The following is an 18,902-nucleotide window of genomic DNA, read 5'->3' as shown; positions in this document are numbered from 1 at the left end:
AAAATGACAAAGCCCGATGAGGCTAAATCAAAAAAAAGCCCAACGAGTGTTTATATTCCAGCAGATCTTAGAAATCAACTGGAAAAATTAGCACTAGAGATAGGCTTTAAGAGAGGGAAGCATATGACATCATCTTCCCTTGTTCAATATCTCATTAGTGAGTATGGGGAGGTAGCGAAAGAAAAATTGATATTCGAAAGTCAGCGTGATCATTAAGGTGGTTGTATGAAATTAATATGGGGTGCAATAATTATCGTTTGCCTGCTATCATGGAGTTCAGTAATTTATATTGCCCATGCGATTTTGTTTTAATTTCCTCCACTAAGAGCAGCGCTTAAGTGTTTTTTATTTTCATTAAATAATTAGGATAGATAATGAAAGGTATAAGGTCTGCTCAATCTAAACTCAAGAATATGCAAGAACACATTCTCGTTATCGGCGTAACGGGGACGGGGAAAAGCACATTGTTAACTAAAACAAAAATACCAGACTCTAAATATTTTGATTTTATTGATTTGTGCAAAAATAAATGTTTTCAACACTATCTGTGTGAAGAGAATGGCGAATTGTTTTTTGATACGCTGTTAGCTAGTAATGAAAAAACTCTGATACTGGATGCAGTGCATTTTCCTGTAGACCTGAATAGTTCTACACTGGTTAGTTTCATAAAAAAAGCCAGTGAGCAGGATAAGCGCCTAATCGTTGTAACTTTTCCCTCTGAGGCAGAAAGAATCGAATGGCTTTTTGGTGCGGTCATTTCAATGTCTGGACGAAGGAATAATGACCGCGAATGTTGTGTGAAAATCGTATAAACCAATACTAAGGAGTTATTATGTTATCTGCTGCGACCTTTTTGTCGCTTGCAGTACAATGTGCTCCCTCGGTTCATCCTGATACAGCCCATGATGTGGCCCGTGTAGAGTCTGGTTTTAACCAATACGCGATTGGTGTTGTGGGTCAGAAAAATGGAATTTTCCCTAAATCGCTGGATGATGCCTTAGCACATGTACAAAGATTGCAAGCACAAGGTAAACGCTATTCAGTTGGCTTAATGCAAATTACCAGCACAAACTTTAAGAAATATGGTGTAACTGCATCTCAGCTCTTTTCTCCCTGCACTAATTTATCTGTGTTCGAAAAGATAATGACGGATTGTTATTCTAGAGGTGGGACTCTTAAAAGAGCACTTAGCTGTTATTACTCGGGTAATTTTACAACAGGTCAGAAATCTGAAAAAGATTTTTCTCAAACTAGTTATGTAGGAAGAATAGGATATACTCCTCCGGCTGGCGGCTATGAAGTTCCAAGCACTAAAGCGGAAAGAGGAGGGGAGTCCAAATCGGAGCCTAGCATAGAACCAGTACCTTACACCCCTCCTGATTTTGAGTCATGGGATGTTTTACGTGAATATCCTCGACCTGCGAGTCCAGGGAAAAATAATGAACCAAAGCCAACATCAAAAAATGGTGATAAAACGGATGCATAGTAAAGGTGAGGTCTGGTTAACCCCAAGTTAACATTATTAACACCAATCAATATATTAACTAAACACGTCGGTCATATTTTTAAATAGGTGCTTTTATGAAAATGAATGATTCTAATTTATCCGAAAATGTTAAGAATATCAGCGGCAGTAAATTTACTGCTATTCATTTTAATCAATTGGTTTTCGGTATTGTATTTTTAATGCTGCCAGAAATTGCGATGGCGGGATGGATTGATACTTTGAAAAGTTGGTCAAAGGAAATTCAAGTAGGTCTATATGCCGTTGGTGGCATATTGGCTCTTTCCTCTTTGATGTGGGTAGGTATCCGTTGGCAGATCTCTCGTTCTAATGGAGACATGGAGACTACAGCTATGGATTATTTTAAACAAGTTGGCGTTATCGCTGTTGTTGGCTCAACGATGATCCTTGGTGCGGCTGCCTGGCAATTCTTTGGAGGGACGGGGGTTTAATGAACGAACCAAAAGATGGTGAAATTCTAAAATTTGACAGTCATAACGGCATGAGCCGAGTTGCTATGCAATGGGGTATACCTGTTTTTCCTCTAATCTTCTGTGTTATGGGATTTGCCCTAACGGCTTTAGTTGGTCTGTTAGTTCTTGGTGGGTGGGGGATCTTTATAGCAGCACCGTTTGTTATTTTTGCCCTCTTCCTGAGAATAATTAGTGAACGTGATGATAAAGCCATGCGGAGAATGTTCTTTTCTATCAGACGTTGGCGTCGCAACCGTAAATATGGCCGTCATTTATTAATCACACCACGAAACCCTAAATGGAGTAGATACAATGTCCAACGCCAGGCAAAAAAACGTGTTCTCGCCAGAGAATAACAAGGTGCCGGTGATGGGGTTCCATGTACACCCGCATATTGTTACTGTAAGTGGAAACCGGCTACTAAGTTTATTACGCTTTAAAGGTACATCACATGAAACTCGCGATCAGGAAGTGTTGAATCGAGAGTTTGGACAACTTAATCGATTTTTCCAAGCACTAGGGAAAAAGGAAGGTAAAAACTTACTGCTTCAAACGTACACAACTAAAAGTAAAGTGAGTATCGATGCGAAATATAAAATGGAGCTTCCTGTAATACAGGATTTTGTCGATGCTTATATCGCCCCATTTAGAGACGGTACTTTTAGAGAAATAGGTTACAGTATTGCACTAATTCTCAAGTATCATGACTTAGAGGAAGGAATTTCCCGGATGGTCGAATTACTGACTATCTCTGAAAGTATGCTGGAGCCATTCGGCGTAGCGATTATGGGAATGGAAGAAAATGAACATGGTGGTTTGTACTCACAAATTGGACGATTTTATTCATTATTACTTAATGGCCATGAGCAAAATATTCTGATCAGCGATACTCGCTTAGGCGACGCCGTGATTGATAGTGAGACGGCATTTGGGGCTTATGATTACGTCGAGAACCGGCCAAATCATAGTAAGCGCCGGTATGCTACAACGTTTGATCTGCGCGACTATCCCGATGAATCGATTCCTGGGATGTGGGATGAAGCGGTTGAAGAACAATTTGATTTTACGTTGATTCAATCGTTTCTTTTCGAAGACCGTAATAAAATGAAACGGCAATTTAAAGCACAGTCCTCTGATTTGGCATCTACAGAAGGTGAGTCTAGTCAGACTAATGAAATAGCTGACGCAATCCAAGGCGTAACCCAGGGGAAAAGAGTGTTTGGTCGTTATCATGCATCGCTTGTTGTGTATGGTGACACACCAGAGAGTGCTGTTAGTAATGGTGCTAAGATGGAGTCGTTATTTATTACACATAATGCGACTTTTGTTAAATCTACCAGTACCAATATTGATACTTGGCTAACGCAATATCCTGCATTTCTTGATGTGATTTACCATATGCCTAAATCCACGGAGAACTTGGCGTGTGGATTTTCATTACATGCGACCCCAACTGGTAAGGCTGTAGGTAATCCTCCTGGAGATGGAACGGCTTTAATGCCACTTAAGACAGTAAAAGAGGGTATTTTCTTTCTTAATGCGCACGATAGTCCACCTGGACAGAATAACACAGGGGAAAAGCTACCTGGTCATATTATTAACCATGCGATGACTGGGGCAGGGAAAACTACTATTGAAGCAACAGAGTTGGTTTTTTTCAGTCGGTGGAACCCAATGTTCTTCGGTATAGACTATAACCACTCAATGGAAAATGTATTTCGAGCATTGAAAACGTCATACTTTTCAATTCAACCAGGTGTTTTTACTGGAATTCAGCTATTCCAACTACCTGACTCTCCAGATTTGCGGCAGTTTCTTTTTGATACCGTGAAACAATGCGCAGGTGGCGATGATGTAACACCTACTGAGGAAGAAGAAATACAAAGTGCTATTGATGCAGTTATGAGCCACGGTGACATCAGTAAGCGTAGTTTTTCATTATTAATGCAATCTATAGATGAGCATGGCGGAAACTGTCTCTATACCCGTTTAAAAAAATGGTGTCGTATTGTTGATGGTCAGAAGGGACAATATGCTTGGGTAGTGGATTCGCCTCGCAATAAATTTGACCCTCGTGATTTTCGTAGATTAGCCTTCGATTGCACCAAAATTCTAAATAGAGAGTTTGCAGGTAAACATCCTATTGTAATGGAGGTGTTGTTAAATACATTTTTCTTCATGAAGCGGCAAATGCACGCTCAGGAAAAAGGATGCTTGCTGATTAATATGATTGCAGAGTATTGGGCACCGCTTTCTTTTGAAAGTACTGCCGAAGCCATTAAAGAAATTCTTCATGCCGGTCGTATGCGTGGTGAGATCTTGATGATGGACACTCAAACACCAGAAGCTGCATTACAAACTAAATACGCACCATCAGTGGTTCAGCAAGTTATTACACAGCAATGGATGGCCAATGAACAAGCCAATAGGGAGAGTTACTCTAAGTTCAATATATCTAACCGTGAGTTTGATAAAATAGCAGAACTTGGCCGTTTTAGTCGTGAGTTTATGGTTAAGCAAGGTAGTAAGTCCGTCATGGTTAAATTTTCATTAGATGGAGATTTAAAATACTGGCTGCCTTTATTATCAGCTACAGAGGAAAACTTGGCAGTTGCACAACGAGTAAGAGAACAACTCGGAAGTGATGAACCAGAAGTATGGGTGGCATCTTTCCTTGATGAGATGGTCGCGGTTTCAGTCAGGAAGGATTTAGCTGATAAAGGGTTAAATTCCGATGATCCTGCTTTATGGGTGCCAGCATTCCGAGCTGCGATGAACACATTAAATCGTCCCGTATCAATGGTTCTACCTAAAATTATTGACCAGTAAGGATATTTATATGAGAAAGTGGAAGGCTATAGCGGTAATTATTGCTGCACAATTTTCTTTTCTCGATGTGCAAGCCAGTGGTATACCCACGATTGATGTTGCAAATATTGCGCAACTGGCTGCTAATGCGAAACAACAGGCAGATGAAGCCCTGGCGCAACTAAATAAAGCTAGAGAGGCTATCGCACAGGCAAAATCACAATATGACCATTATAAGGGTATTGTCGAGGGAAATGACAAGTTGGGAAGCTTCCTTAATGACCCGTTGTTGAACCAGGTATTACCATTAAAAGATTGGCGTGATGTTTATTCAAACGCTGAGGATTTAACAAATCTTAGGAGTAAGTATGGATTAACTAGTAGCGACCCGAAGGTACAAGAAGCGTTCGACAAGTTGCTTGCTCAAGCTGGAATGCTTGAAAAAGCTTATGATGCCAGCAATGACCGTATTCGTAATGCAGATCAATTACGTCAACGTTTAAACACCGTGGAGACACCCAAAGATAGGGAGCAACTTGGGTTACGGTATCAGCAAGAAATGTTGGAGCTACAGAATCAACAGCTACAGCTACAAAACGCCAAAATGCTCATGGAAGAGAAGGAGAAGCTAGAAGACCGTAAGCGTGCTCAGGATTTCCAAGACTATATGCTGCGTAAACGTCCAAATCTGCCAAAGTATGATTAGCGATATGCTCAAAATTTGTTTATTATGAAAGTATCGTCAATATAGAGGAGGTGTGTGATGTTTAATTCTTTTAAGAAAAGTCTTCTTGTTTCACTTGTTTTAGGTGTAGGAATAACATTAGCTGGATGTAACGAAGATAAAGGAAAAGCATTTGTTGGTCATTGGTATCAGCTTACTGACTCTAAAAAACCGACTGACATTTCTATCAACTATGACGCTGGCGTTTTTCATGTAAATATTAATGCTAACTCTTGGACTCCTGAAAAAGGTATAGGATACGTAGTACGAAAAACAGAAGCTAAAGCTGAATCTGACAACGTTTTAAATGTATTGGATGGTTCAGGTACAATGCGACTTGAGGATAACAAGCTCCTTTATAAGGGAGATACTTACTCTAAAAAATAAGAGGACTTTGATATGGATGTGCAAGTTGCACAAACTCTATATCAGGCCATCGACGCATCGTTAGAATCTACATTGGCTACCGGCACCACAAATATTATGATGGGTGTCGGTGTTTTGTTTGGAATATTTTGGTTGATTTATCTAAACATGAAAAGCATCCACTGGCTTTTTCAGGGGTTGGATGTGGCTATCGAAGATTTGGTTTTAACGATACTAAAAGCATCTTTTGTTATATATTTTGCTTTTAATGTTGGCTGGTATATTAACACCGTTGTTCCGGTTGTGAATGATTTGCCTGTATGGATGGGGAAAATACTGTCTTCATCGGGAGGTGAGCAATATAATTTAGTTGATGCCTTAATATCTAACTTCATGACCTCTGTATCTGACACAGCTAGCGCAATGGAATTCTCTCCTGTTAGTAATTTTAAAGGCACTTTACTTGGTATATTGGCTATAGTCTTTCTTTTAGTCGGTGGAATACCGTTTATATTGGTTTGTGTTGGAACTCTGATTACACTAAAAGCAGCTACAACAATTATTCTAGTTGTTGGCCCTTTATTCATCGCTTTAGCTCTTTTCCCAGTGACTCGACAATACTTCTGGGGATGGGTTTCTGTTATAGGTGGGTTTATGCTTACTCAAGTGTTATTCAGTGTCGTATTAACGTTAGAAATGAATTTCATTAATAGTAATATAGTAAAAAACGGAGTGATGGACACAGACCTGTTGAGTTGCTTCGCTATTTTGCTTTATTTCGGCGCTTTTACCATGTTGGCTACAGAAATTCCTAATTATGCAGCTTCAATTATGGGCGGCTCACCTGCGGGTGGTGTCACTGGTGTTGGTGGGATTTTGGGCCGCTCTTTAGGTACTACTGCTGCAACCCGAATGAGTAAGTCAATGGGTAAAAAACTAATGAATCTCAGAAATCGTAACCGTATCTCATAATTCACTCCTACCATTCTAAATTCAATGTCTATTGGTTACTGAATGAATTTCATACTTGCTCTTATTGCAAGTGAACTCTCATCTGTAGCAGCGAGGACTTTTCAATGCTATCTCGTAGTAATAAAAATAAAGTTGTAGATCGAGAAAAGAAATTTATCTATAACGATGAACAGTTGGCAGGTAAACAACAGGACGTTAATCGCCACATAATGGCTTATACACAAGCGGCTAAGTGGTTTGAAAAGCGGGTCGCTGATGATTACCGTCTTAAAGCGAGAAACAGTCGTTGGTTGGCTGTATTTTTCGGTGTTTTGTCTTTCATGTCAATTGCCGCTTTAATGGGAATAACACCATTAAAAACGGTAGTCCCTTTTGTTCTTAGAGTCGATAATAACTCCGGTTATGTTGATGTGGTAAAACCGGCGACTGAATCTGGAGAATCACCAGAAGTTAAAGAAGATAAGAGAAATATTGTTGCTTATGTGATGGCGCGAGAATCATACAATTGGGCCTCACAACCGGCTAATTACGCCTTGGTACAATTGTTATCCTATGACGATGTTTTCCAAGAATATAGAAACTTCCAACTATCAAGTAAAGGGTATGTGGCTCAATTGGGTAAGGTTGAGCAGTTTCGAACAGAGGTTAATGCAATGGTGCCTCTCAGGAACAGTAGTGAGCCTGCTTTGGCAGCAAATAAAGATATTCGTACCTATCAGGTAAGATTCACCAAAACACTCTTGGATGCTAATGGCAAACCATCTTTGGATGCCATACCGACTCGCTGGGTTGCCACTATGTCTTTTGATTACAAAAACCCGGCAACTTCGGAAGGTGATGACTGGCTTAATCCGCGTGGTTTTGGGGTGCGTGCTTATACCAAAACTCAAGAAGTCAGCGGGGGCTAACATGAAAAAAACTGTAATTGCGTTGCTGTTGATAACACTAGTTCCCTGTGCCAACGCAGAAACTGGCGGAAAGGGTTCTCATCTGGATCGTCGCGTACAAACTGCAACTTACAGCCCAGATAATGTTTATCGTATTTATGCGATGAAGAATCGTGTAACAGCCATAAAACTAGAAGCGGGCGAAACTATCAATATGGATAATGGAGCATTGGGTGTCGGTAAACCCGGTAATCAACAAAATCCTGAGTGGCTAATTGGGGCTAATAAAGATGGTAGTATGATATTGATAAAACCAAGTCAATATGCAGAAGAGCCAGAAACAAACGTTATTGTTAATACCAACAGACGAACTTATTTGTTTGAGTTGAGGCTCGCTAAAACTTCCGCTGCAATGACCTATCTTTTTCGCTTCGACTATCCTTCGCCACCAAAAATTGGTGATACACCATTTAAGGGGCGAGAGATTAACGTTAACCCTTGCAATGGTATTATTAATCGTCAATATCAGAAGCGCGGCGATATGGTTTTGTCCCCTTATGAAATTTGGGATAATGGTACATTTACTTGTTTGCGTTTCCCTACTAATGCCTCCCGCCCAGTCATTTATGAGGTAATGCCTGATGGTACGGAGTCAATGGTAAATACCCATTCAGTAAATGACATTTTAGTTGTGCATGGTGTCAGTAAAGTATTTCGTCTTCGGTTGAATAAATTGGTGTTGGAGCTTCGTACTACGGCAAACAACACCGGCTGGTACAACTATAACGGCACCACCACTGGTGAAATCAGGGAGGTGAAAGATGCAGGTAAATGATGCGTTGCTGCCAGAAGAATCAAACGCGCCACCGGTTAATAATGAAGGCATGAACGAACCACCAAAATTTGAGGCTAAAGGTGACTTCGATACACGTCGAGTCCGCAGGAAAAAAAACTTTGATAATAAAGCCTGGAAGGTCATTGGGGTAATGGTCTTATTTTGGGTTGTCGTTGTTGTCGGGATTATTTGGTTTGCTGTCTCGAAAATGGGGGAGAACAGTACACGAGTTGACGAGTCCAAAGTGCAAGCTGACCCAGCGATGGCAAGCCGTAAAGCAAAAGACGATGGTATGAGCCGGATGATGGAGAAGTACAATGATTCACCAGTAGAACAACCCGCATTACCACCTAAAACGGCTGGAGGTTCAGCGAAGGCACCGACATCAGCAGCAAGTCAGATTTCCCGTGATGAAAGTAGCTCAACGCCACCGGTAGAACGTCAAGAGGAAGGGTTATTTATCTCTGTTAATCGCTTCGATTCTGGTGGTTTGAGTGCTGGCAGCAATGTCAGTACCGGCTCAGGAAGCGGTGATGATGATCCAGATATAGCCAAAATTCGTGCGTATGCCAATGCGGCCCCATCTGAACCTGGTAATGAAACACTCCGTAGTAATAGTGGGCTAGCCGGTTTTGGCGCTCAACGTAGCGAACTGGATAGCCTAACTGCAACGTCGTACCCAAGCACAAAGGCATATCGTATGCCTAACCCCAAATACTTGCTCAAACGACGAACGAGCTTTCAGTGTGTGCTTTACAACGGCGTTAAGACAGACCATCCGGGATTTATTACATGTCATTTAACCAGGCCCCTTTATTCTGCCGATGGCAGTGTGATCCTAGCGGAAGCCGGTGCGGAATTACTCGGAGAGCAAAAGGTTGAAGTGAAAGCCGGACAGAGCAGCATTTTCACCAGTTGGACGGATCTGGAGACGGCTCCTGGTGTCCGGGCATCCCTTAATGGCTTAGGAACGGATGCTATGGGGCGTAGCGGTACTGACGCCTTCATTGATAACCACTACGGCCAGCGCTTCGGTGGGGCGATCATGCTTTCATTCATTCAGGATGCATTGCAGTCCGCTGCGAACGCAACACAAAAATCCAGTAGTAACGGTTACACCGTCAACAATAGTGAGAAAAATGTTGAAGATATGGCAAGTAAGGCGTTGGAAAACAGTATCAACATTCCTCCTACGGGCTACGTGTTACCTGGCACTGTGATTAATGTGATTGTAAGTCAGGACATTGATTTTTCTCCTGTGTTTAAAACGAGGTGATCACTATGCAGAAATTGCGTAATCCGCTTTTTCCAAAGCGTATCATCATTGCATTAGCCATGCTGCTATCAGCGATACTGCTTTCTCTATTGAGCAGGTTTTTACGGCCTGATGTGCCAAGTAATCCCCCGGTGCAGTCGGAGATAAATCAAGGCCAGGTAAAGCGTGTGATCGATGGTGATACGCTCGATGTGGTCGTTATGAACAGCACGCTACGTGTGAGGTTACGGGGGATTGATGCTCCAGAGAAAGATCAGCCCTGGGGCGATCAGTCAGTACAAATGTTGAAAAGCTATTTGCCTGAAAACTTGACAGTTTGCTTACGTCTTTATGGACAAGATCGTTACGGGCGAGAGTTGGCTGAACTTTTAGTCGATAGACCAATACCCGCGTCTGTATCAATGATGCCTTGTTCGGCTTCTGTGAACCGATTGATGGTACTGAACGGTGGTGCTTGGGTGTACCGCTACAAGGGAAAGGCAGTCGATAGCGACCTGTTATCGCTGGAAGATAACGCGCGTAGTCACAAACGGGGTTTGTGGACTGAATCTGAACCTGTCCCGCCTTGGCAGTGGCGTGTTCAACATCAAATTGTTGACCCCAAAATCCTCAAGTAAAGGAAATATTTTAATGATAAATATGATTATTTCCGGCCAAACGCTGGTTGGGAAAACAACGGCTATTAATGTAATTCATCCTGACAAGTCACGATTGGTCGAAATTGAAGACGGCCTTGAGTTATTAAATGCTATAAATACCGGGCATATAGGGGGTATTTCTTCTATCAGCAGTATGAATGCAGAAAAAGATTATCAGCGAGTTATGGCGCTTTTAGCATTGAAGTATAAAGGGGGGGAATGATGTCCGATCAGTTTGACGACTACATGGATGATGATCCCCTGGATAATGCGACGTTGGCGCGTGATTTTTTAGAACAAACCGGCGTTACCGAACGTCTTTCGCGTGACGGCGTAACAGAGGTGGCTATTAACCGTCCTTTTGAGATCTGGACTGAAACTTCTGTGGCGGGTTGGCAACGTGAAGATGCACCTTGGCTCACGCTTTCTCTCTGTATGAAATTGGCTAAAACGCTGTCCGTTTACAACCACCGTTTATTGTCGATTAAATCTCCCATTAAGACGGTAGAACTGCCCGATGGAGAACGTGGTCAGTTGGTTATTCCTCCTGCCTGTGAAAAAGGGACAGTATCAATGACGTTCCGTAAACCTTCATTGGAACGATTTACCTTGGAGGATTATGCACAGTCTGGCCGGTTTAAACGTGCAAACAGTATCGCCAAACGGTCGGAGGAGCTTTTGCCCTGGCAAGAGGATTTAAAGAAGCTCCATGCCTCTCATGATTATGTTGGTTTTTTTAGGAAGGCCGTTGAGCACAACCTCAATATCATCATTTTTGGCGGCACAGGTTCCGGTAAGACCACGTTTGCTAAGGCTGTTGTGGATGTGTACCCCCACAATAAGCGATTACTGACTATAGAAGAACTGAACGAACTGAAATTGCCGTATCACCTGAATCACGTTCATTTGCTTTATGGGGATTTTGTGACGCCAAAAGACCTGGTAGCAAGCTGTATGCGGATGAAGGCTGATCATATATTGCTGGCCGAACTGACTGGAGATGAAGCTTGGGACTTTATGGAGCTTCTGAATACTGGTCATCCAGGTACTATCACTACAGCACATGCGAACGGTAGCCTTGAGGGCTATGCGCGAGTCAGTGGCTTGGTAAAGCAATCAGCAGTAGGTGCTGGTTTGGATTACGCCTACATCGATCGCCGGGTTCGAACTTCTTTTGACGCAGTTTTATATATGAAAGGAACCGAAATCCTCGAAGTTGCCTATGACCCAGAAGTTAAATTGGCTCTGCTCAATGGTGCGTCGATGGAAACGGCATTAAGAATGAAATTGGAGGCGTAAATGTGGTGGAAAACGTTAATTCTTATTATTGTTTTAACAGCCTTGTTTTTTGTTTTGGGGCTTTTTGCAGGCGGCGCTACATATTTAATGTTGACTGGTGGTGACTATCATCAGACTTCATTTAATACATTATTAATGGCGGGTGATTTTTCCATAACTAGTCGCCAGAAAATTTATCTTCCTTGGGCGTGGTGTGTAACAGCCGCACTAACCTTTCTGCCAACTGGCATGATGTTATTAATGCTGTTTGGAGGAAAGAAGAATCAAAACAACCTACACGGTAATGCTCGGTTTGCTAATGGCCGTGAGTTGGAAAGTTTGGAGTATCGCGGTAGTTGGATGTACACCAAGCGCGGAAAGGGTAAGGAAGTTAATATATATGACCCAGAAAAAATGCCTAAGTACAGCCCTGAAAAAAAACAAAAGCGAGTCGAGGTATTTCCGCCAATTATTTTAGGTAAGCATCCAACAAAAAAAGATACATTCCTTGCATCCTACGGTCAGACATTTGCCATGCTGGCGGCACCACCAGGATCAGGAAAACTGATTTCGGCATTGGCTCCCAATATGATGATGTACCCCGGCTCTGTTGTATGTAATGACCCAAAATTCGAAATATGGAATTTGACTGCCGGTTTTCGTGCTCATTGCGGCCAAAAGGTCTACCGATTTAGCCCGGAACTACTAGAGAGTCATCGCTGGAATCCACTGAGTCGTTTATCCCGCGACGAGCTTTATCGCCTGGGTGATGTGAAAGAGATCGCCAGCGTCATATACACCCCAGACAACCCTAAAAACGCCAGCTTCTTCGGTCAAGCAGCCAATATTTGTCAGGGGATCATTCTTTACCTGATAGAGAACGAGAAGCGTAATGACAGAAAGCCCTTACCGACCACGCTACCGCAAGTGTACGAAATAGCGGCATTGGGGGATGGTATCGCGTCCTGGGCGCAAGAAGCCCTCGATGCATCTGATAGCGGTACATTCATTTTGTCCGATGAAACCTGTCGTGAATTGAACGTGATTAAAAACGCACCTGCCAGCAAAAACGGCTGGCCGACAGTCAAGGACATCCTGATTAACCGGCTTTCGACCTATGCCGAAAAAACAGTGGCCTGGGCTGTCTCCGGTGATGATATTGACTTCGATATGCTGCGTCAGGAGCCGACATCTGTTTACTTTTGTGTGACTCAGGGCGCTGTTGAGAAGTTCGCCCCTTTGATGAACTTGTTTTACTCTCAAATCATTCGTGTGAATGGCAAAGTCCTGCCAGAGCAAGGAGGGTGGAAAGAAGACGGGACACTGAAATATGGAACCCAACTACTGATAGCGATAGATGAAGTCGCGGTTATGGGGCGGATAGATGCGTTAAAAACTGCCCCCGCGCTGATGCGCGGAGCGGGATTACGCTTCCTGCTTTCTTTCCAGGGGAAAAAGCAATTACAGGCAGATGAGCTTTATGGTGTGCAAGGGGCTGATGCGATTATGGAGGCCATACACATGGAAATAGTCTATGCCCCTGGTAACATCGATGCAGCGGAGGAATACAGCAAACGTCTGGGTAATACAACCGTGTCGGTTTATAGCCATAGTGAGACAAAAGGTAAAACCGGCTCCAGATCACGCAATAGGACGCTCCAGGCACGAGCGCTGATGTTACCCCAGGAAATTAACGCGCTCCCCTATGAAGAGGAACTGCTGTTCTTGCAGCCAAGCATAACGACTCCTGCCTTGCAGGTACGAACGAAGAAAATTTATTGGTTTAAGGAAAAAGTGTTAGAAGAAAGGGCAAATATGCCATTACCTCCTATTCCAACTGGAGACAGAGACAAAATCACGGCATTGGTGGAACCCATGCGGCGTAAAACGAAGCAAGGTGTTGAAATTGCCTCACCACAGGTTGATGAAATGCGTGAGGAGCAGGAAAAACGTAGCCTGCCTATTATCGATGTTCACGAACCTAATTCTGATTTTATACTATCTAAAAAATTTATTGAAAAGTAGAAGTAAGAGATGAAATTGATTCAACGATTAATGAATTGCTTTTTATAAATCAATTCTGTTTTAATTGAAAATTAGCCGTAGATACCCCTTTACTTTAAACCGTGAGTTTAATCTCTTTGTAGCCAGGTTAACTCATATCAGAAAAGAGACTAAAGTATGCGTATTAATCCGGTTATCACTTCATTGTCTGTTTTTTTATTGGCAGCATGTAGTGGGCCACCAAAACTTCCAGAGCCTAAAGGTGAATTTGTTCCTGCCAACCCGGATGTCCCATCCTACCTATCGGTTGAGCGACAGGAACAGGTTCAAAATAATAAAACGATAGATTCCCCACAAATTAAACCGGAAGATGTAAAGGTAAGTCCTAAGCCTGTTTCTAGAAACACCCCTATATCCCTACCATTATTAGCTAATATTAAATTCACAGGGGGTACGGATAAAATAGAATTAGTCCGGGGTGATGGAAACGGTATGCCGCTATATCCCGCCGTTCAGAAAATAGTCCCGACAGGATGGGCTATTGTTCTATCTGATGATGTTGCCAAGAAATTTACAGCAAAAGTAGCTTGGCAAGGGGGGGACCAATGGCCTTATGTTCTTCAGCGAATGTTGGAAGCGAATAAACTTAATGCTCTTATTGATTGGAGCAACAGTAGAGTTTCCTTAGCCTTTGCGGAAAAGACACAGGAGCCAGTATTACCCAAAGTTAAGACGCCAACGCCGGATAAATTACTGAAACCAACTATTCAGAGTAAGGCCAGGGATACAAAATTGCCAGTTGGGGTTGATGCCAAAGTGGGGAAAAACCCCTTCATTGTGGACGCAGTGGCAAAAACCACTGTGCCAGTGAAAAAGCCACAGCCTGTTAGGCTACCTGTCTGGCGCGGAGAAGTGGGTTCGACGCTAAAAGACACGGTATTCCGCTGGTCTGCCTCTCAGATCTGCACCGAAGGCGGAAACTGGCGTGTTATTTGGGATACTCCCGTAAATTATCGTATTGATGCACCGTTGCGTTTTGAAGGGGACTTTAAAACAGCATTGAATGGCATATTTGGTCTGTATCAGTATGCGCAAAAGCCTCTGTATGCGTTCACGAACAGCATGCAGTGTTTAATTAAGGTTACTGATAAGGGGTAGAACACGATGGGCTACCTTCTGTTTTCGCTCTTTCTCGTTATTTTTTCTTTTGTGGGCTACATCGATAATCGACAAGCTTTTGAGCAAGAAAATATGCAGATAGAGACAATTACAACACAACGCGCTATTGATACCGTAAGGCTTATTAACGCCATAAATGATTATGTTTATGACCACCCTGATGTGATTGATGGTGATAACCCTATTGTGTTACCTCATAGCCAAGTAGGTATTTCAGTTGATTCGGCAATAAATAATGTCATTTTTAGAAAGCGGGTATATGTCTGGCAAATGCCAGAAAAGGGATTAATGAAAGCATTGAAAGTACAAACGCTGGCCTCTGCCTTGCTTGGTGAGGTTAAAAATCGGCGACTCATTGATAACGGGAACGTTGATATGGGAGTAGAGGTTCCCACTCAAATACCCGAAGGCGCAATAGTCTATTTAAATTAAATTGGAACGAACTCATGAAATTAAAAAAACTGCTTCTGACATGCTCAAGTGCGCTTGTTACGGCGGCTCTACTCAACGGTTGCGCCAGTGTCGATCGCATTAATAACACGATGGATCAGGCCGGTTTAGACTATGACCGGGCGCAACGTCATATGTCTAACCTACAGGCTCAAAAATCGGTAGTGAAAGAGACAAATGCACAGTGGATTAATACGACGCCAATTATTGAACAGCGCACAGTAAATAAAGCGGCTCCTGGGTGTTCAATCACACTTAATCGACAGGGGAGTATCTCGCTGAGCGAAATAACACAACGGATCACGTCGGTATGCGGCGTACCTGTGACGATCTCGCCTGATGCGACGATGGCGTTGGGTGGTGTCAGTGGCGGGAAGACAGAGCAGATCAGCGGCAGTATTCCTGCACCTGATGCAACCGGCATGGTGCCGCTGGCGGCAATGGGCGGAGCAACAAAGACGGTTGTTACAGGCAGTGGGAACACCTTGAACGGGTTGTACTGGAGTGGCTCATTATCCGGCTTGCTGGATACCATATCCAGCCGGTTAGGGATTTCCTGGCGTTATGAGCAGGGCCGTATTTTCTTCTATTACCTGGAGACGCGCTCTTTTGCGATTGCCTTCATGGACTCGAAAGCGGATTTCAACTCAAAAGTGGTCAGCGGCACAACGTCTTCGGCGGGAAATACCGGTGGGGGTGGCGGCAACAGCATTGCCGGGGATTCGAACACCTCTCAAAGCACGACAATGGAAATCAAAAGTTCGCTTTATGCCGATCTGCAAGAGTCGGTTAAGTCCATGCTTACCCCAACATCTGGAAGGATGTTTTTGTCCGCAGGGGTAATGACCGTAACCGACACACCGCAGGTGTTGGATGCGATCGGTAAGTTTATCGAGAACCGCAATAAAGAGCTTAATCGCCAGGTCGTGCTTAATGTTGAGGTGCTCAGTGTTGAAAAACGTTCTCAGGATCAGTTAGGCATAGACTGGAACGCGGTGTTCAGTAGCGGCAGTATCGGCGCTACGTTAGGCAGCGCTTTTACCGAAGCTGCCGCCAGTAGCATGACCGGCGGATTGTCGATCGTTGATGGGAAGCTGGCAGGTTCGAAAGCCTTTATTAAAGCCTTGTCCGAGCAAGCCAGGGTGAGCGTTGTAACCCAGCAGGCCAGTACAACAACCAATATGACGCCGTTGCCGATGCAGGTTGCTGATCAGGAGGATTACGCCGCCCAGGTCAGTACCAACTCTACGGCTAACGTAGGGACATCAACCTCTATCACACCCGCGACGATTACCACCGGCTTTAACATGACGTTGTTGCCTTACATCATGCCGGATGCCAACAACCTGCAACTCCAGTTTTCTATCAGTCTGTCCGATTCGCCGACCCGGAGAACATTCACCAGCGGCGACAGTTCGGTGGAACTGCTGAAAACCAAACTGAAAACGGTCAATCAGCGCGTCAATATGAAGTCCGGTCAAACCATCGTACTCAGTGGGTTCCAGCAAGGGAGCCGTAAAGGCAGTAAGCAGGGCGTAGGTAGCGCGAATTTCTTTGGCTTGGGTGGCGGGTATAACGGCGAGAATGACAATACCTTGCTGGTGATCCTCATAACACCAACCATCTTGCAGGGGGAATAAATGGGAGTCGTTCAAGACAATGCCAACGTGTGGCCGCTCGTCAGAGGGAAAACTGCTTATCTCGCTGGCGTAAATTGGGTGCCGGTATCCACCCGTTATCGCAAAAATATCAAGGGGCTGGCAAGACGCCAGGGCGCTGACAGGGTTGTCACCTATTCTTATCAAAATCAGGATACCGGGCGCGAATATGTGGCCGGGTTAATCAACCTGGCCGATCTTGGTCAACCGGTTCAAGCGGTGAAAGGTGTCTATGCCCTGGCGTTAATGGTTATTCCTGTATTGGAGCAAGCAGGGTACGCCATTATTAACCTTGCCCCTGACGTTTACACCTTCGTTGGTTGTGTTGATGGTGTGCTGATGAACGATGTTGTCGGCGACAAATCGGCGATTGAGCAGGCGCACCACACGTTCCTCCAGTTTAACCCGGAGCCAGAAACGGGCTGGCGGTGCTATGCGCCGCCGGAGTTTGGTTTAGAGGGCTGCTCAGTTTTCGATTTGGACAGCCTTCTGGATGTTAAAAAACTCCCCGCATCGGCGCGGTTTCAATCGGTGTCCGCGAAAAAACCGCTCACTTGGGTAATCGTTCTGACGCTTGCCTTATGTGGCAGTTATTACGGCTACCGTCTTTATGCTGATCACGAGGAAGCCTTACGGCTCAAAGCCGCCCACGAAGCCTATTTACAGGCGCAACAGGCGGCTCAGGAAGCAGCAACACAGGTCACGGCACCTTGGGAAAATGCGCCAGGTGTCAAAAGCTTCGTTGCTGCCTGTTCGGCACACTGGCAAGCAGCGCCTTTGTCCTTGGCCGGGTGGTTATTCAGTGAGGCTGAATGTGCGCAGGTGACAGGGAACCAGGGCCGTATCCGACTGGCCTATACCAAGCCGGAAGGTGGCACTGTGGGCGATTTCGCTTTCCGGGTTAAGCGGTATTTCGAGGGTGAATACACGCCATTCTTTAACGTCCCTGGGCCGGGGGATCTGGGAGGGTTTACGCAGTCTGTAGAACTGCTGGCAAGCAGGGATAACAGACCGCTGCCAAGTGCAGATATTCAGGTGCAACGTATGACAACGTTCGCACAGCAAACCCGCCTCCAGTTTACCTTTGCGGAGGAAAACAACCGTATTACCAATGAGGCCGGTGTAGAAACGCTCTTGCCCTGGCGAGTGTTCACAATGTCATTAAAAACCGATATTCCCCCAACGTTGCTCTTCTCGGGGCTGGACGATACCGGCGTTCGATTGAGCGCTATCAAGCTATCGCTCCAACAGGGGCGGTTGACGTATCAAATTGAAGGAAAAATCTATGCTAAACAGTAAATTAATTCCGTGGTGGCTTGTTCTGACTATTTGTGGCCTGTGGGGACAATTGCCCGCTTATGCGGTGACAAATGAGTTACCACCGGCCCCACCGGCACAGATGTTAGAAAAGGTCGAATCGCCGAAAGACTCCACTCAAATGGAGGGCCATGGCGATGAGGGAAAGGATTTTACCCTTCGCCGCCTGGAGAAGATCCAGGCCGAAACGGTGATCGTAGAAGCACAGGTTGCACGGGCAAAGGCTCTGAAATCTCTTGAGGATAGCGGTTCATCCGGCAGTGTGCCGGATGTGACGACTGGAACGGCTGCGGTGGCGGTCAATGTGTCACAGATGAAAAGCAAAGTGACGCCATTACCGCAGATCAATGAAATATATGGTGCAGGCAACCGGCTGATCGCCCGCCTGGCGCTCGGTGATGGAAGCTATGCCGAGTTGACTACCGGGCAGCAAGTGCCGGGAACTCAACTGAAAATAACCAGCATTTCCGCGCGGGAAGTGCGTGTTTCGGCTCTGGATGGTGCCGGGGTGCAGTCGTTACCGTTCAATTGAG

Annotated in this window: 21 protein-coding genes; all 21 read left to right on the top strand. The window is 44.5% G+C overall.

Features of this window, described 5'->3' with window-relative positions; translation table 11 throughout:
* Window positions 1-3: 3 nt before the first annotated feature.
* The 21 genes from ADK28_RS31960 (at window position 4) to pilP (ending at window position 18,901) form a co-directional block, all read left to right on the top strand.
* The gene (locus ADK28_RS31960) at window positions 4-216 is read left to right on the top strand and encodes a hypothetical protein (RefSeq protein ID WP_075202174.1); all 213 of its coding nucleotides are present in this window, start codon (window positions 4-6) and stop codon (window positions 214-216) included.
* A gap of 158 nt (window positions 217-374) precedes the next feature.
* Window positions 375-812, top strand: coding sequence for a hypothetical protein (locus tag ADK28_RS28710; RefSeq protein ID WP_065426264.1), 438 nt, complete (start codon window positions 375-377; stop codon window positions 810-812).
* Between the two features lie 20 nt (window positions 813-832).
* Window positions 833-1,486 (top strand): lytic transglycosylase domain-containing protein, encoded by a 654-nt coding sequence (locus tag ADK28_RS30845; RefSeq protein WP_075202173.1) that lies wholly within the window; start codon window positions 833-835, stop codon window positions 1,484-1,486.
* A gap of 95 nt (window positions 1,487-1,581) precedes the next feature.
* Window positions 1,582-1,956 carry a hypothetical protein gene (locus ADK28_RS28705; protein WP_204375388.1) on the top strand — a complete coding sequence of 125 codons (375 nt, stop codon included), beginning with the start codon at window positions 1,582-1,584 and terminating at the stop codon, window positions 1,954-1,956.
* Window positions 1,956-2,333 (top strand): VirB3 family type IV secretion system protein, encoded by a 378-nt coding sequence (locus ADK28_RS30840; protein WP_075202172.1) that lies wholly within the window; start codon window positions 1,956-1,958, stop codon window positions 2,331-2,333. The genes ADK28_RS28705 and ADK28_RS30840 overlap by 1 nt, the downstream gene beginning before the upstream one ends.
* Window positions 2,290-4,806 (top strand): VirB4 family type IV secretion system protein, encoded by a 2,517-nt coding sequence (locus tag ADK28_RS28700; RefSeq protein WP_048797385.1) that lies wholly within the window; start codon window positions 2,290-2,292, stop codon window positions 4,804-4,806. The genes ADK28_RS30840 and ADK28_RS28700 overlap by 44 nt, the downstream gene beginning before the upstream one ends.
* A gap of 10 nt (window positions 4,807-4,816) precedes the next feature.
* The gene (gene virB5, locus ADK28_RS28695; protein WP_053091648.1) at window positions 4,817-5,491 is read left to right on the top strand and encodes a P-type DNA transfer protein VirB5; all 675 of its coding nucleotides are present in this window, start codon (window positions 4,817-4,819) and stop codon (window positions 5,489-5,491) included.
* 57 nt (window positions 5,492-5,548) lie between these two features.
* A complete protein-coding gene (locus ADK28_RS30835; RefSeq protein WP_075202171.1) occupies window positions 5,549-5,896 on the top strand; it encodes a hypothetical protein in 348 nt (115 codons plus the stop codon).
* Between the two features lie 12 nt (window positions 5,897-5,908).
* Window positions 5,909-6,847, top strand: coding sequence for a type IV secretion system protein (locus ADK28_RS28690; protein ID WP_048797384.1), 939 nt, complete (start codon window positions 5,909-5,911; stop codon window positions 6,845-6,847).
* 104 nt (window positions 6,848-6,951) lie between these two features.
* Window positions 6,952-7,755: a virB8 family protein gene (locus tag ADK28_RS30830; protein ID WP_075202170.1), complete on the top strand. Its 804-nt coding sequence runs from the start codon at window positions 6,952-6,954 to the stop codon at window positions 7,753-7,755.
* Between the two features lies 1 nt (window position 7,756).
* Window positions 7,757-8,569: a TrbG/VirB9 family P-type conjugative transfer protein gene (locus ADK28_RS30825; RefSeq protein WP_075202169.1), complete on the top strand. Its 813-nt coding sequence runs from the start codon at window positions 7,757-7,759 to the stop codon at window positions 8,567-8,569.
* Window positions 8,556-9,845 (top strand): TrbI/VirB10 family protein, encoded by a 1,290-nt coding sequence (locus ADK28_RS28685; RefSeq protein ID WP_048797383.1) that lies wholly within the window; start codon window positions 8,556-8,558, stop codon window positions 9,843-9,845. Before ADK28_RS30825 ends, ADK28_RS28685 begins: the two co-directional genes overlap by 14 nt.
* Before the next feature lie 5 nt (window positions 9,846-9,850).
* Window positions 9,851-10,462, top strand: a complete 612-nt coding sequence (locus ADK28_RS30820) for a thermonuclease family protein (RefSeq protein ID WP_082172378.1) — start codon at window positions 9,851-9,853, stop codon at window positions 10,460-10,462.
* Between the two features lie 13 nt (window positions 10,463-10,475).
* A complete protein-coding gene (locus tag ADK28_RS28680; protein WP_048797382.1) occupies window positions 10,476-10,706 on the top strand; it encodes a hypothetical protein in 231 nt (76 codons plus the stop codon).
* Window positions 10,706-11,782 carry a P-type DNA transfer ATPase VirB11 gene (virB11, locus tag ADK28_RS28675; RefSeq protein ID WP_048797404.1) on the top strand — a complete coding sequence of 359 codons (1,077 nt, stop codon included), beginning with the start codon at window positions 10,706-10,708 and terminating at the stop codon, window positions 11,780-11,782. Before ADK28_RS28680 ends, virB11 begins: the two co-directional genes overlap by 1 nt.
* The gene (locus tag ADK28_RS28670; protein WP_065426263.1) at window positions 11,783-13,786 is read left to right on the top strand and encodes a type IV secretory system conjugative DNA transfer family protein; all 2,004 of its coding nucleotides are present in this window, start codon (window positions 11,783-11,785) and stop codon (window positions 13,784-13,786) included.
* A gap of 156 nt (window positions 13,787-13,942) precedes the next feature.
* Window positions 13,943-14,923 carry a toxin co-regulated pilus biosynthesis Q family protein gene (locus tag ADK28_RS28665; RefSeq protein WP_082172376.1) on the top strand — a complete coding sequence of 327 codons (981 nt, stop codon included), beginning with the start codon at window positions 13,943-13,945 and terminating at the stop codon, window positions 14,921-14,923.
* Window positions 14,924-14,929: 6 nt separating this feature from the next.
* Window positions 14,930-15,376, top strand: coding sequence for a type IV pilus biogenesis protein PilM (gene pilM, locus ADK28_RS28660; RefSeq protein ID WP_065426262.1), 447 nt, complete (start codon window positions 14,930-14,932; stop codon window positions 15,374-15,376).
* 14 nt (window positions 15,377-15,390) lie between these two features.
* Window positions 15,391-17,034 (top strand): PilN family type IVB pilus formation outer membrane protein, encoded by a 1,644-nt coding sequence (locus tag ADK28_RS28655; RefSeq protein WP_048797380.1) that lies wholly within the window; start codon window positions 15,391-15,393, stop codon window positions 17,032-17,034.
* A complete protein-coding gene (gene pilO2 / locus ADK28_RS28650; protein ID WP_048797379.1) occupies window positions 17,035-18,351 on the top strand; it encodes a type 4b pilus protein PilO2 in 1,317 nt (438 codons plus the stop codon).
* Window positions 18,338-18,901 (top strand): type IV pilus biogenesis protein PilP, encoded by a 564-nt coding sequence (pilP, locus tag ADK28_RS28645; protein ID WP_048797378.1) that lies wholly within the window; start codon window positions 18,338-18,340, stop codon window positions 18,899-18,901. The genes pilO2 and pilP overlap by 14 nt, the downstream gene beginning before the upstream one ends.
* Window position 18,902: the final 1 nt, after the last annotated feature.

The organism is Serratia sp. 506_PEND (assembly GCF_001076875.1).
GTDB lineage: Bacteria > Pseudomonadota > Gammaproteobacteria > Enterobacterales > Enterobacteriaceae > Serratia > Serratia marcescens.
This window is presented reverse-complemented; position numbering and strand designations above follow the sequence as displayed.